This is a genomic window from Bartonella sp. B10 (genome assembly GCF_053794435.1).
This window is the reverse complement of the sequence record NZ_CP200030.1, coordinates 995,518-1,010,228: the sequence shown is the minus strand read 5'-3', so window position 1 is coordinate 1,010,228 and position 14,711 is coordinate 995,518. Positions and strand designations below refer to the sequence as shown.

Here is a 14,711-nt window from a genome sequence, read left to right as displayed (position 1 = left end):
ACCATCTTTTCGAGCAATTTTCTTTATATTTTCATATCAGTATTAAAAAAAGATTCAACAACATTTACAAGAGCAGCATCTTCACTTGACAAAAGCCAATTGAATGGAGCCATAACTCGCTTGATAATAACATTTTTTTGGAAAGCCGTTTGATAAGTAAGCTCTGGGATATCAGATCCTTTGCTATTTGAGATCATCAACAAAGACTGTAAGGAAGGAAAATGGGGGCGTTCGAAATCATAAGCATTATTTTTCAACATAAATTTCAAATGTTCAAGACTAGCTGGAGCGACTTTTATAGAATCAGATCCACGATTGGTAATCTGATAACGACCATCCCATAAAACAGTTTTCCCTGAATCAACAATCGCTTCTTGAATATTTCGAGATTCACGCCAAAATGCGACTCCGCTTTGGCTATATTCAACAACAGAGCCAGCTATAGTGAAACGTTGCTTTTTAGGAGAGTTTAGACATAATTTTTGGTTGATAATCATTAATTTTTCATAGGAAAGTAAATAAAAACCTCCTCCCATCAGCACCGCAAAGAGTCCGACAACAAAAGGAAAACATGGATGTTGCCGTAAGAACAGCGGAGGTTTTCCAATAAAACAACGTCCATATTCGACATCAATGTCTAGTGCTAATATTAAATCGGCAATATCCTGTGCATGTTGACGACGTTTAAGGGTTGCTTGATTAACTTTTTTTGCAATATCGGTCAGTTGTTTTTGATAAAGAGATTGTCGAACACGCACGCGTTCAAAATTGAGATCCTCATTTGTTGGGTCATCAATCCACTTTGTTCCCTGCAAACGCAAATAAGCACGTAGTGTTTCGCGATTTACACCGAGAAGAGGACGAATCAAACGGACTTCACGACGCAACAATGCCTCACGTGGAATACAGGATAAACCGCGCCCATACCCAAATTCCCAGCGCTTTTCTGCAACATCTGCTGCAATATTTGCAGAACAAATCTGGCTTGATATATTTTCAAAAATTTCTTGTTGTAAAATACCCAATTTCTTTGAAAGACGTTGGCTACGCATCTGATAAGTTTCAGCCTGATCATTGAGCGTATGCCCTGTCATAATAAGCGCTGCTCCTTGCTTTTGCGCTTCTCTAAACAGGAGATCATATCGTGCAACACGTGCTTTTTCAGCAATATGCGTTTTGGGCTTTTTTCCTTCCCACCGCACAATGATATGTTTAATCCGATGAGCATGACAAATTTCTGCAACATTTTCCGCTTCGTCAGCTGATTCTTTACGTAATTGATGATCAACAGTAACAACGATTATTTCTGGAGAGCCAGATAAGTTTTTTAAATAATCTCTGACCAAAAACAGCAAAGCTAGTGAATCACTACCCCCAGAAACTGCAAGTATTAGTTTCTGACACTGAGAGAAATCTGATAATTTAAAGATATTTTCTGCTAATTTAATGAGCACTGCGCGTAACTCTGCTCCTTCTTAAGACGTTTATCAAAAGCGCATTTAAATCATTTCTTTAAAAGAAGACTACCTATTTTTTTTGCAAAAGAAATTCTTGGCTTTCAGCAACATCTGGAGCAAAAACCTCTGCATCTTCATCAAGAGAAACTTCACATTGAACGGGAGCATCTGCATCTTCGTCAGGAGAAACTTCACATTGAACAGGAGCATCTGCATCTTCGTCAGGAGAAACTTCACATTGAATGGGAGCATCTGCATCTTCATCAAGAGAAACTTCACATTGAATGGGAGCATCTGCATCTTCATCAAGAAATCTCACACCTGAGGAAAGAGGAACTGCACTTTGAGAAAAAGATGTTATATTATGGCTGTTAAACGGCACTTCCCCTTGCACTGTACTTCGAGTAAATACAAAACACGCCACAATCATCAACATAAAGAAGAAGGTTTTCCGATTCCATTTTTTATACGTGCACATACCTTTCTTTTCTTCTCCCCCTTATAAATCCAATGGTCTAGACAGACAGAGACCATTGATATTCATTTTTAATCACTATACGTTTAATCGCCATATGCGTCACTACTACCATAATTGATCGTAGTCACAGCGCGTCGATTTTGATTCCAACAAGAGATATCATCACACACCGCTACAGGTCGTTCTTTTCCGTAAGAAATCGTTTTCATCCGTTGGGAAGATACTCCAAGAGAAATTAAATAGTCGCGCACAGCAACAGCACGACGCTGCCCAAGTGCCAAATTATATTCACGCGTACCGCGTTCATCAGCATGACCTTCGATCGTAATAGCGTAAAAGGGATAACGAAGCAACCATTCAGCTTGTCGCATCAAAATACGTTGAGCGTCAGGTTCAATGGAAGAAGAATCAAGACTAAAGAAAATGCGATCCCCAACATTGACAGTAAAATCCTGCCTTGAATCTGATAACTGTGGATTCAAATCAGAACCATTGAAATAAGCGCCATTACCAGAATTGATATTTTTTTTGCCACACCCAACCAAAAATAGCGAGAAAAAAAGAACCACCGCTATGGGATACAGGACAATATTTTTGATAGAATTCATGGATTGGTTCTCCTTATTGTGACAGTAGAAAAGCTGAAAAGACACATTATTTTTAATGATCTTTCAAGAATGACTGTCAATTTTAACAAACATAAAGACTTTCTCTCTTATTGTATCGCGTTGTATACGCGATCATCTCTAAAACTCATGCATATTTTCTTTATCTACGGCCTAAAAAGCCAGTGCGAACAGTTGACCTTGTACATTTTGATACGTAATTTTATACATCATCTTTATTACTTTTTTGCAGTGCATTTAATTTTGCGAAAACTTTATCGGCATCAAAATTTTTGTTGAAATTTTGTTCATCTTCAACTTCATTGAGATCAATATTTTCTGTAACAGATGCAGGAAGTAAGGATTTATCACCTTCAACAGAGATAGGACGACTTTTTGCAGCCTTCTGAAGTTCAAAATCCAAATCAATTTGTAAACATAGGCCAAGCCCTACGGGATCCAGAGGAACTAAATTAGCACTATTCCAGTGAGTTCTGTTGCGAATTTGTTCAATGGTTGATTTTGTTGTTCCAATCAACCGCGCAATCTGTGCATCTTTTAACTCAGGATGATTGATAACCAACCATAAGATACCATTTGGCCGATCCTGACGCCGAGAAAGAGGAATATATCTAGATCCTTTGCGTTTTCTCTCAGGGATACGAACCCTAGATTCTGAAATTCTCAAGCGTGCATCTTTGTCAGCTTCCACACGTGCAATTTCGCTACGCGTTAACTGCCCAGAACTGATAGGATCTAATCCTTTAATACCATGAGCAGCTTCACCATCTGCAATAGCTTTCACTTCCAACACATGTAATTTACAAAATTCCGCGATCTGATCAAAAGAAAGTGCTGTGTTATCAACCAGCCAAACAGCTGTAGCTTTGGGCATTAAAAGTTGCGTTGCCATCTCTATAATATCCTTTTATTCGCCTTTTAAAGGCGGGTTATTGCCCTCTCTGGAGCTCAAAAGTGATTTTCCCTTTATGTATAAAGCTATGTTTACTCGCTCTAATGAGGCGAGATATGGAATAAACCACTTTTGCCATGAAATTACATCTTGTTATAGCGCGATTTTTAATTGACGACAAGACACCTCTCTTGAGATGATCTTAAAGAGAGTATCTTTACCTTTAAAGCGAATTTTCTTATAAAGAGTATATTCAATCCACTCATCCTATGCTGCAGTGCATTTGTCGGCATATTTGTTTTATTGGGATATGTGTTTTAACGCCTAAATAAAGGGGACATTTTCCCCTAAATTGAAAGGGAAGCCATGGCAGGCCATTCACAATTTAAAAATATTATGCACCGTAAAGGACGTCAAGATGCGATGCGTTCGAAAATATTTTCCAAGCTCGCGCGCGAAATCACAGTTGCAGCCAAACAAGGCGCTCCCGATCCAGCAATGAATCCGCGTTTAAGGCTTGCTGTACAAAATGCTAAAGCGCAGTCAATGCCAAAAGATAATATTGAACGAGCAATTAAGAAAGCTTCAGGCAATGATGTCGAACATTATGATGAAGTACGTTACGAAGGATATGGTCCGGGGGGCGTTGCAGTCATTGTTGAAGCCTTAACAGATAATCGCAACCGCACCGCTTCAAACGTGCGTGCTGCTTTTACCAAATCAGGTGGTGCACTGGGAGAAACAGGATCTGTAAGTTTTATGTTTAATCGGATCGGGGAAATAATTTATAAATCCGAAGCAGGAACTGCTGAACACATAATGGATGCAGCGATTGAGGCCGGCGCTGAAGATGTGCAATCAGAAGAGACTGGGCATCATATCACCTGCGCATTTGAAAATATTGGTGAAGTTTCTAAAATACTTGAAGCAAAACTTGGTGAAGCAGAATCGATCAAGACTGTTTGGAAAGCGATGACTCTTGCACCGGTTGATGAAGAAAAAGCTTTGTCAATTCTACGACTTATCTCGACATTAGAGGAAGATGATGACGTTCAAAATGTTTATGCCAATTTTGATGTTAGCGATGAAATTTTGATGAAACTCTCTTCTTGATCTGTCTCATATGATCATCTCTAAACACTATCATCAGGTTAGTCTTTCCATGGATATCATAGACTATTATTTTACTCAGACGCATAAAAAAGCCCCACTTCAGAGCGGGGCATTTTGTTTGTACTCTTAAGAGATTTTAACAAAATCTAGAAGAAGCTTAAAAATCATCCTCTCTCCAGACAGTCTTTCTCAAAAAATTTTATCACCCATAACAATACACACTGCCTCTTCAACCAGAAGCACGCACTGTTTGTTTTTATTGAATATTTAGCAATGGCGACCACGCTGGATCAGAAGCATCATTAGGCGTAGGCAGCTGGCGTTCATTGCGTCCAGTAATATCAATCGTGTAAATCTTTGGGCCCATACCAGGATTTTTGCGAAAGAACATCAGCACACGACCATTAGGAGCCCAAGTCGGGCCTTCATTGTGAAAACCCGTTGTTAAAATCCGTTCTCCTTTTCCATCAGGGTGCATAACACCAATAGAAAATTGTCCCTCAGATTGTTTGGTAAAAGCGATATAATCACCACGTGGTGACCAAATAGGCGTCGAATAACTACCATCATTTGCAGAAATACGTTTAAGGTTATTGCCATCCGCATCCATTATATAAATTTGCGGCTTTCCGTTACGATCCGATGAAAAAACAATTTTTGTCCCATCTGGTGAATAAGAAGCTGATGTATCGATGGCTGAAGTAGTTGTCAGACGCGTCATCGTACGGGTGCGTAAATCCATAGTATAAAGGTTTGCGCTACCATTTTTTTGCAACAAACTCATAATGACCTTTTGTCCATCAGGAGAAAACCGTGGAGCAATTGTCATATTATCGAAGGTTCCTATTAATTCCCTTTGTCCCATTTCAATTTGTTGCAAATAAACATGGGGTGTTTTATTGTGCTCATAAGCCATATAAGTAATTTCTTGTCGCTTAGGTGAAAAGCGCGGCGTTAGCACCAATTCACTACCATCGGAAATATAAATCAAATTGGCTCCATCTTGGTCCATAATCGCTAAACGTTTAATGCGTGCGTTGTAGGGACCTGTTTCATCAATGAAAACAATCCTTGTATCAAAATAACCGCTTTCCCCTGTCATTACACTGTAAATCTCGTCTGAAATCATATGAGCAACACGCCGCCAACGTTCTGTTGCTGTATAAAAGCGCCGTCCTTTGATTTGCCGATGTCCAAAAACATCCCATAAACGAAAATCTACTCTCAACCGTCCATCAGTTTCTCTTATAACTTGTCCAGTAACCAAACCTTGAGCATTTATTTTTTGCCAATTCAAAAAAGATGGTTGACTATTAGGATCAGGAGCTTGTTCAAAAAAAGATACTTTATCGAGTGGCAAGAAAAGTCCCGACCGTTCAAGATCCGCAGTTATGACAGCAGCTATCTTTCCCCCTATCGAATCGTTGGCAACAAAATCTGTAATGGCGATTGGAATAGGATTAAAATCAGCGCTGGAAATGGTACCTTTTAGCTGTGCATGAACAGATGAAAAACCCGAAAGCCACAAGCCTATAGTAATCAACAACCGAAAGAAAAACATGTGTCTCGTCATAGCCATAATGAAGTATATCCTTTCACTATAAGGGGAAATATATCTACATATCATCGCGTTATCTCTTGCAGTGGATCAACATCAAAATCGAAACCTTGTCCCCACAAATCATACTGATCACGTGGAAGATCAGCATAAGGTTGGCATGAAAAAACAGCTGCATACACCTGTCGTATCATAATGTCTTGCTGACTCTCTTCACCACTTATTGGGTCAATAATCGGATCTCCGACAACCATTCCTTTGCGATTTAAATAAAATCGCAAACGCACAACTGGACGATTCTTTAAATTTCCACCAAGAGCAACAAGTTTAAGTTTTTTTTGAATACACCCACCAGCGATGCTGACCAAAGTTTGTGCCATTTTTGTGTTATCACCAATATTTTTTTGAGCTCCTAAAGCTTCTGGTTGGCTTGATCGCTTTGCCCCACCTCCTTGAGTGCGTGTACGATTCAGCAGATTTTTTTCTTCCATTGCTAAAATATGCTCAATTGTCTCTTCAGTGACTTGTTGCTGTTCTTTTTTTACAGTTTTTTTATCTTTGGTCATAGATTGTTTAGCAGGTTTCGGCTTAAACTGCGGAAGAGGAGATTTATTTGGCAGTGTAATTGTATCTTGTTGGCGTATTGATGTTTTCTGTGCAGACATTTCTCGTTCTATAGAATCCGATTCTTTTAGCACAGTCTTAGCAACATCTTCTGGTGGAGATGCTGGAGTAACTTCTGGAGCAGTCTTAGCAACATCTTCTGGTGGAGATGCTGGAGTAACTTCTGGAGCAGTCTTAGCAACATCTTCTGGTGGAGATGCTGGAGTAACTTCTGGAGCAGTCTCAGCAACATCTTCTGGTGGAGATGCTGGAGTAACTTCTGGAGCAGTCTCAGCAACATCTTCTGGTGGAGATGCTGGAGTAACTTCTGAAGCAGTCTTAGCAACATCTTCTGGTGGAGATGCTGGAGTAACTTCTGGAGCAGTCTCAGCAGCATCTTCTGGTGGAGATGCTGGAGTAACTTCTGGAGCAGTCTCAGCAGCATCTTCTGGTGGAGATGCTGGAGTAACTTCTGGAGCAGTCTCAGCAGCATCTTCTGGTGGAGAGTTTAAAACGCTCTCTGCTTTTGTTTTTGGTGATTCTTCTTGGAGAGATAATAAATTTTTCTCTAGCGCGGGCTCTTCTCCCGATAATGGAAGTGTTGTCTCAACGTGCCGTAGTTTTTCTTTTGGATTAAAGCGTATGAAATTATCGACCTGTCCATCTCCAACATGCTGTGCTTCTTCTTTTTCTTGTGGTTTGATCGTTGGTTTTACTGCTGAAATTTCACGTTCAGAAACATTTAATTCACCTTGTTGCAAGGATAGCTCTTGATCAAGAGAGGCAAGAGTTATTGGAATTGTTTCTAGTTGTTGTGGCGGTAAACGAAGGTGAGTAGTGATGTGCACAACTCCTAAACTAAGTAGGAGCGCATGTGCTACAAGAGATAACACCAAACCTTGTTTCATATTATGATAAGGGTCTTTGTCCATCTCTATGCCTTGCGTGTTTTATTTTTAATTACTACCTATTATTTTTACACATAATGTGCGACAATTTACTACAATTTCAATTTACGATACTCTTATTCAGTCAAACTTGCTAAAGCAACTTGTGAAAACCCTGCTTTTTGAATATTGGCGAGAAGTTGTAATACCTGTTGATATTCAACATTTTTGGCAGCACGCACAAAGATACGTTGATCCTTTTTAGTAGAATCATTCATCAATTGCGCTTTGAGTTGTGCAATCAGAGCTTCCGATGTATCGTAATAATCTTGATTGATAGCTAGACGCCCCTGCGCATCAAGGGAAACAGTGAGTGGTGAACTATTCATTTTCACTGGTTTAGCTTGACTGTGAGGTAAATCAAGAGGAACACCATTGACCAAAAGTGGAGCAGAGACCATAAAAATAATTAACAAGACGAGCATAACATCAACAAAGGGTGTTACGTTAATCTCACTCATAAGTTTGCTGTGCGAACGTCGACGCCTCTGCGCCTTTTTCCCACAAGAAGAAGCAACAGAAATTCCCATAAATAGATCTCCTTTATGATGATGAATGAGATGTTAATGTCTCATCAATGCGCCTTGATATAATTGTTGAAAATTCATCAGCAAAGTTTTCTATTTGCGTTATTATCTGAACACTTTCATGAACCAATTTATTATAAGCAATAACTGCTGGGATCGCCGCAAATAAACCGATGGCTGTAGCCAAAAGTGCCTCTGCAATGCCCGGTGCTACGACTGCTAGCGAAGTATTTTGAGCTGCTGAAATAGAAAGAAAGGAACTCATAATACCAACGACCGTTCCAAAAAGCCCGATAAAAGGGCCTGCTGATCCCAGTGTGGCTAAAAAGTTTAATTTTGATTCTATTTTTGCACTCTCCCGTCCTAAGGTGAGATCCATAGCTTTATCAATCCTGTTTTGTAGGCTTACGGATGTATGGATTCCTTTTGCAAGAGATTTTTTCCATTCCGTCATTGCAGCCATAAAAACTGCTGAGATACCAGTAATATGCTGATTTTTATACGCTACATAAAGATCTTCTAAAGGCTTCCCCGACCAAAAGACACGCTCAAACTGTTTTATTTCACGCCGGATTTTCCGATAAGTTAATATTTTATCAAAAATAATTGCCCAACTCCACACGGAAGCCAACAATAACCCAATCATGACAGCTTTAACAACCCAACTGGCTTGCATAAACAAGCTCAGTACTCCAATTGTTTCTGGATTTACAAATTCTGTGTGCGGCATAATTTTTATCCCTATAAATGAAAGATTCATTTATTAAAATTCAATAAAACGAGTTATTTTATAGTTTCTAAATTTAAGAAATAGTTTCTAAATTTAAGAAAACAAATCTTAATCTACTGATAAAAGAACTATACAATACCGCTTTTTAAATGAGACATCTTTTTAAGAAAGAATATTCGAAAAAAGGCCTTTCGGTAAACGTCGTGGTTTTCCTTCTTTATTAATGAGAGCAATTTCGACTTTTGCGGATACTAAAATTGTATCATTATATAAAATATACTGATCCATCAAAAACCGCGCTCCTTGCACACGATTAATCCTTGTTTTAATTGTTAAAAGATTATCCACTTGTGCTGGCTTAGAAAAATGTATATCCATATGACGCACAACAAAAAATAATTTTTCGCCCTGATCTCCAGACGCTAACGCATGATTATTAACCCCTGTATCCCGTAAAAATTCTGAACGACCCCGTTCAAAAAACTCGAGATAGCGCGCGTGATAAACCACACCGGAAAAATCTGTATCAGCAACATAAACTCTGATCTGCAGATAACTAAAATCGTTTATATGACTTTCCTTGCAAGAGTGTATTTCAGTCATCTACTTCATCCCATAAATTAGTTTGTATTGAAGAATTATCTTGTGTAGCAGACAATTGAACGTGTTTTTGTGTTAAAATCGTGGAAACTGGGGCACAAAGTCCTAAATGGCTCCAAGCTTTTTCTGTGATAATTCGCCCGCGAGCAGTTCGTTGAAGAAAGCCTTGTTGTAAAAGATAGGGTTCAATAATATCTTCTATAGCATCACGTGGTTCTGATAAAGCCGCTGCAATTGTTTCAATCCCCACTGGACCACCTAAAAAAGTCTCTGCAATCAGCAATAAATAGCGACGATCCAATGGATCAAGACCTAAATTATCAACTTCAAGACGAGAGAGAGCTTCATCGGCAACTCTACAATCAATTTTTTCTGCTCGTTTAACCAAAGCAAAATCACAAACTCTACGTAAAAGCCTCCCTGCAATCCTTGGAGTACCACGGGCACGTCGTGCAATTTCATGAGCACCATCATCACTGATCTGCATTGATAAAAGACGAGCATTGCGCTGAACGATATATTCTAATTCTTCTACGGTATAAAAATTTAACCGGACTGGAATACCAAAACGATCTCGTAATGGTGTTGTTAAAAGTCCTAAACGCGTGGTTGCAGCAACTAAAGTGAATTTGGCTAAGTCAATTTTAACTGAACGAGCTGCAGGCCCCTCACCGATAATAAGATCGAGTTGATAATCCTCCATTGCTGGATAAAGAATTTCTTCAATTGCTGGACTTAAACGATGAATCTCATCAATAAAGAGAACATCACGTTCTTCTAAATTTGTTAAAAGTGCGGCCAAATCTCCTGCTTTAGCAATAACTGGGCCTGAAGTAGAACGAAAGTTAACTCCTAATTCTTTTGCCATAATTTGTGAAAGCGTTGTTTTTCCCAAGCCAGGTGGCCCTACAAATAAGACATGATCAAGTGCTTCTTGGCGTACTTTTGCTGCTTCAATGAATATTTTTAAATTGGCGCGCGCTGCTTCTTGACCGATAAAATCATCGAGAACCTGCGGTCTTAAAGAACGATCCGGATCGTTGGGAAGGGAGCCACTACTGAGAAGGCGTTTGTCTTCATCTTTATGCATTTTGACCTTGTATTAAGTGGGAGGAGAAAGCAATTTGAGACTATGGCGAATAAGCAATGCCGAAGAAATAGTTTCCCCTTCAAGGGCATTCATCGCTGCAGCAAGAGCACTGGACACTTGATCACGTTCAAAACCGAGTTTGACCAAAGCTGATAGTGCATCATGAAGAGGTTGATTGGCTACTTCTATACGAGAATATGAGACAGATTGGGGTATATTATCATTAAATGGAAGTGCTTTACTTTTGAGTTCCCTCACAATTCTTTCGCTTACTTTTTTCCCCACTCCTGGAGCACGACTAATCATTGATACATCGTTTAATGCAATCGCTTGCGCTAGTTCATCTGGTGACAAAATACCTAAAATAGCTAGGGCAACCTTTGCTCCAACACCTGGAACATTTTGCAAAAGACAAAACCACTCTTTCTCAGCTTTTACGGCAAAACCAAAAAGACGTATAACATCTTCACGAACATATGTTTCAATAAACAAACTTACATTTTCACCAATGGCTGGTAAAGAAGAACGAAGACGATTTGATATAAAAACAACATAACCTACACCATGGACATCAAGAATGATATAATCATCAAAGATATGTTCAAGGGTACCCTTTAATTTACCGATCATGCCATAATCCTTGAACGATAAGATATGCTGATGCGGTGGTTACTGTGGCAAATAGCCAGTGCAAGCGCATCAGCTGCATCACTGCTGTCAAATTCAGCGCGTGGAAGAAGAACTTTAACCATCATATGAATTTGCTCCTTAGCTCCATGACCAACACCAATAACTGATTTTTTCACTTTATTTGGGGCATATTCAAAAACTGGAATATTTGCTTGTGCGGGAGCGAGAAGTGCGATAGCGCGCGCTTGACCAAGTTTTAGAGTCGCTGTAGCATCTTTGTTAACAAATACATGTTCCACAGCAGCTTCATGAGGCATAAATTTATGCAAAATATCTGATAGCCCTTTGTGCAATTGACACAATCTAGAAGCGAGATCGCACTGTACATTAGAAGACAGTGTACCTGCTGCGATGAAGTGCAGGTGATTACCAGAGAGATCAATAACTCCCCATCCTGTTTTACGCAATCCAGGATCAACACCCATAATACGAATCGTCTCTGCCATAAAAACAAGCCTATGCTATTTTTATGTATTTTAATAGATGCTTGCTAGGCAAATAAAGAATACAAAATATTTAAATAGGTATAGTGTAAAAATATAAAAGAAAATTATCAAGATTCTCTTAGCTCAAATGGATTAAGATCCTCAGCAAAAATAGAGAGGAAAAAGATAAAAAATGCAAAATTCTCTAAGAATGCTGAAAAGCTGTTTTAAGCAATTCTATCTGTTTATTCACTAAATTATCCCCTTCCAAGCTACAAGAAGACACACCTTCTTTGCTGTAGTTCATATACTGCATTCGTTCTTCCAAACGCAATGAACGGACTACAAGATTGCGGAAAACTTCTGGTAATTTTTGCCAGTGTTTGCTTTCTAATTTTAACGTTGGCGTGTGCAGTGATATTTTTGCTATCTCTTTTTGTGTTTGTTCTGAAGACATCTCTCCTTCACGCTCTGCACGCAGAAGAAGAAGTTGAGACGCTATTTGCATAAGCCGTGTACTTAAATACATTGCTTCCTTTGCATAAATTGTAGAAATTTCTGTTGGAAACGAACGTGCAGCGACTTTTCCTTCTGCGCCAATATACGCTGCTGTTTCTTCAATCATAGCCATTGTCTCTTCATAGAGACGATTAAAAGCACTTTCAAAAGCATTATGCTCAATCATGATAATGGGTTCATCATATGGATGTTTACGTGTACTCATGATTTTACACTCCAATATCAGTAAAATTACGATACCCAACGAATAGAGAGTTAAAAAGTTTCTTTCCTTACTGCATAAAACACCCCTTTTTTTTAATTAAGTAGCTTTTTTAAATCTGTTGCGCAATGCATTCTTAGAACTAAGGTTAAAATGCCATAAAGCGTACCATTAAATGACATTCTAAAACAATTAGTTTGCGTATCTTCTTAGATACCGCTGAAGTTGATACCTTACATAAATGATAAGCTGTATTTATCTAAAAGAGCTAAAGAAGATTTTTTTGAGACATAAAGCTACGCATTCATGCAAACTGGAATAAAGTTTATGAAAATCATCAAAAAACTAAATAATGAAAACAGTAGCCTACTTTAGCAAAGAAGATGTATAAGCGAGTCTGCTCTTTTTAAGAGTTAGGGTTTATTTTATAAAATTAAGGATTACGTATGACAAAACAAAAGAGCAAACCGACTGCGCATTCTCTTTTTCCTCAGTTAGTTTTGTCGATGGATGTTAGACGGATCTTACACCCCGATTTTTTTCGCAAAATCATGCAAACAAAATCTTTTGCATGCGTGATTCTATACGACTCTCAAAATGTTCAACAAGATGAATCTTTTTTACAAAAACAAGCGCAAATCTACGCTCACGACATTCAGCATAATGGTGCTGCCCTTCTTGTTGCTGAAGCAAGCCGAGTTGCTGGACGAATTAAGGCTGATGGCTTACATCTGGAGAGCAATTTTGACACACTTGACATCTTAAAAAATCAAAAGAAAGAACAAAAAATCATAGGTTCCGGTAATTTACGGGATCGCCATTCTGCTATGATTGTTGCAGAATATGGTGTTGATTACCTATTATTTGGCAAATTAGGCGCTGACAAAAAACCCCACGCTCACCCTCGAAATATCCAGTTAGCACAATGGTGGGCAGAAATTATGGAAATCCCAGCTATTGTCCAAGCTGGAAGCGATTTTACAACTTTTGATGAAGCTTTGCAAACAGCATGCGAATTTATTGCTGTAGAAGAAATGATTTTTGCCCATGATAATCCTTTGATCATACTTGATATGATAAAAGAAAAATGTAAAAATTACTCCTTGTGTATGAAAAAGGAATATCCATGATAAAGAAAGGCTTTAGGCTTCTTGTCTTGGCATCGGTGTTGCTTACGATCACTGCTGCATATTCTTCTGAAAATACTGAAAAATTATCAAATTCTACACATCCTTCCAATGCTATTCAAAACACTGCAAACACTGAAGAACCTGTCCGCCCCTTAAAAATAGGACAATACGATCAAGCCTATGATTATTACGTCCAAGGCTATTACTTACAAGCCTTCCATGAAGCGCTTAAACGTGCTGAACAAAACGACCCATTTGCCCAAACCTTGGTTGCTCAAATTTATATGGAAGGATATGCCGTTGCTGCTGACGGAGCACGTGCTGCTCTGTGGTTTGGACGCGCAGCAAAACAAGGCGAGCCACACGCGCAATTACGATACGGGCTCATGCTAATTAATGGTAATTTTGTCGAACCAAATAAAGATCTTGGTGAAAAATTTATTAAACAATCCGCAGAAGCTGGGGTAAAAGAAGCGTATTTTTATTATGGACAATTACTTCTTGATAAAGCCACACAAGAACAGCAAATTCTCTCAGGTGTTTTTTTACAAAACCGCGAAAATGAAGCGGCAGAACAAGCACTAAAATGGTTCTTAAAAGGTGCTACACTTGGTGATCCTGAATCTGCTTTTGCTGCAGCAAAGATTCTTTCTGCAGGAACTTTAACACGGCCAAAAGATGATAAGAATGCACGAAAATTGATGGAAGTTGCTGCCAAAAATAAACACGTCATGGCACAAATTCTTTTAGCAGAATGGCTTGTGCAAGGACGTGGGGGCGAGCCTGATTTTCAACGTGCTTTTCATCTTTTTCTTACCAATGCTATCAATATGGCTATACCAGCACAGATCAATCTAGCAAGACTGTATCGAGATGGAATAGGAACAAAAGGCGATATCATTATGGCTGCCGCATGGTATATGGTTGCAAAGCAAGCAAAAGCTCACGCCCCCGATCTTGAAAGTATGCTTGAAGGTATGGATGAAACACAGCTAGAGACCGCACGCAAAGAAGCAAGAAAATTTCTTCCTGTTCTTTAACGCATTCTTAACAAAAATAGTGTTCTTTTTTTACATAAGTATTCCCTAAAAAAATCTTTTAAAGACTTGCGTCTAAGCTATTTT

16 protein-coding genes are annotated in these 14,711 nt (G+C 38.9%); 3 read left to right on the top strand and 13 right to left on the bottom strand.

Translation table 11 applies throughout. From position 1 onward, the window contains the following. Window positions 1-23: 23 nt before the first annotated feature. The 4 genes from tilS to V3565_RS04230 form a co-directional block, all read right to left on the bottom strand. Window positions 24-1,454: a tRNA lysidine(34) synthetase TilS gene (tilS, locus tag V3565_RS04245; RefSeq protein WP_455477972.1), complete on the bottom strand. Its 1,431-nt coding sequence runs from the start codon at window positions 1,452-1,454 to the stop codon at window positions 24-26. 73 nt (window positions 1,455-1,527) lie between these two features. Then, complete coding sequence (locus V3565_RS04240; RefSeq protein ID WP_455477971.1) at window positions 1,528-1,935, bottom strand: hypothetical protein; 408 nt, start codon at window positions 1,933-1,935, stop codon at window positions 1,528-1,530. An 83-nt stretch (window positions 1,936-2,018) separates the two neighbouring features. Then, window positions 2,019-2,543, bottom strand: coding sequence for a peptidoglycan-associated lipoprotein Pal (gene pal, locus V3565_RS04235; protein ID WP_455477970.1), 525 nt, complete (start codon window positions 2,541-2,543; stop codon window positions 2,019-2,021). A 220-nt stretch (window positions 2,544-2,763) separates the two neighbouring features. Continuing rightward, window positions 2,764-3,453: a DUF1013 domain-containing protein gene (locus V3565_RS04230; protein ID WP_455477969.1), complete on the bottom strand. Its 690-nt coding sequence runs from the start codon at window positions 3,451-3,453 to the stop codon at window positions 2,764-2,766. 366 nt (window positions 3,454-3,819) lie between these two features. On the opposite strand from V3565_RS04230, the gene V3565_RS04225 reads away from it, so the two are divergent. Next, window positions 3,820-4,566, top strand: coding sequence for a YebC/PmpR family DNA-binding transcriptional regulator (locus V3565_RS04225; RefSeq protein WP_455477968.1), 747 nt, complete (start codon window positions 3,820-3,822; stop codon window positions 4,564-4,566). 256 nt (window positions 4,567-4,822) lie between these two features. On the opposite strand, the gene tolB is transcribed toward V3565_RS04225, so the two are convergent. The 9 genes from tolB to V3565_RS04180 form a co-directional block, all read right to left on the bottom strand. Beyond that, the gene (tolB, locus tag V3565_RS04220) at window positions 4,823-6,145 is read right to left on the bottom strand and encodes a Tol-Pal system beta propeller repeat protein TolB (RefSeq protein WP_455477967.1); all 1,323 of its coding nucleotides are present in this window, start codon (window positions 6,143-6,145) and stop codon (window positions 4,823-4,825) included. 44 nt (window positions 6,146-6,189) lie between these two features. After that, the gene (locus V3565_RS04215) at window positions 6,190-7,659 is read right to left on the bottom strand and encodes a cell envelope biogenesis protein TolA (protein ID WP_455477966.1); all 1,470 of its coding nucleotides are present in this window, start codon (window positions 7,657-7,659) and stop codon (window positions 6,190-6,192) included. Between the two features lie 92 nt (window positions 7,660-7,751). Next, entirely contained in the window at window positions 7,752-8,204 is a 453-nt protein-coding gene (gene tolR / locus V3565_RS04210) for a protein TolR (RefSeq protein ID WP_455477965.1), read from the bottom strand. Between the two features lie 13 nt (window positions 8,205-8,217). Then, window positions 8,218-8,931 carry a protein TolQ gene (gene tolQ, locus V3565_RS04205; RefSeq protein WP_455477964.1) on the bottom strand — a complete coding sequence of 238 codons (714 nt, stop codon included), beginning with the start codon at window positions 8,929-8,931 and terminating at the stop codon, window positions 8,218-8,220. A 162-nt stretch (window positions 8,932-9,093) separates the two neighbouring features. After that, complete coding sequence (gene ybgC / locus V3565_RS04200) at window positions 9,094-9,534, bottom strand: tol-pal system-associated acyl-CoA thioesterase (RefSeq protein WP_455477963.1); 441 nt, start codon at window positions 9,532-9,534, stop codon at window positions 9,094-9,096. Beyond that, window positions 9,527-10,621 (bottom strand): Holliday junction branch migration DNA helicase RuvB, encoded by a 1,095-nt coding sequence (ruvB, locus tag V3565_RS04195; RefSeq protein WP_455477962.1) that lies wholly within the window; start codon window positions 10,619-10,621, stop codon window positions 9,527-9,529. Before ruvB ends, ybgC begins: the two co-directional genes overlap by 8 nt. Window positions 10,622-10,633: 12 nt before the next feature. Beyond that, window positions 10,634-11,251, bottom strand: a complete 618-nt coding sequence (gene ruvA / locus V3565_RS04190) for a Holliday junction branch migration protein RuvA (protein ID WP_455477961.1) — start codon at window positions 11,249-11,251, stop codon at window positions 10,634-10,636. Further along, window positions 11,248-11,757 carry a crossover junction endodeoxyribonuclease RuvC gene (gene ruvC, locus V3565_RS04185; RefSeq protein ID WP_455477960.1) on the bottom strand — a complete coding sequence of 170 codons (510 nt, stop codon included), beginning with the start codon at window positions 11,755-11,757 and terminating at the stop codon, window positions 11,248-11,250. The genes ruvA and ruvC overlap by 4 nt, the downstream gene beginning before the upstream one ends. Window positions 11,758-11,941: 184 nt before the next feature. Then, window positions 11,942-12,460, bottom strand: a complete 519-nt coding sequence (locus V3565_RS04180; RefSeq protein ID WP_455477959.1) for a DUF1465 family protein — start codon at window positions 12,458-12,460, stop codon at window positions 11,942-11,944. 443 nt (window positions 12,461-12,903) lie between these two features. On the opposite strand from V3565_RS04180, the gene V3565_RS04175 reads away from it, so the two are divergent. Together V3565_RS04175 and V3565_RS04170 are read left to right on the top strand one after the other, a co-directional pair. Continuing rightward, window positions 12,904-13,587, top strand: a complete 684-nt coding sequence (locus tag V3565_RS04175; RefSeq protein WP_455477958.1) for a thiamine phosphate synthase — start codon at window positions 12,904-12,906, stop codon at window positions 13,585-13,587. Further along, window positions 13,584-14,627 carry a tetratricopeptide repeat protein gene (locus tag V3565_RS04170; RefSeq protein ID WP_455477957.1) on the top strand — a complete coding sequence of 348 codons (1,044 nt, stop codon included), beginning with the start codon at window positions 13,584-13,586 and terminating at the stop codon, window positions 14,625-14,627. Before V3565_RS04175 ends, V3565_RS04170 begins: the two co-directional genes overlap by 4 nt. Window positions 14,628-14,711 lie beyond the last annotated feature (84 nt).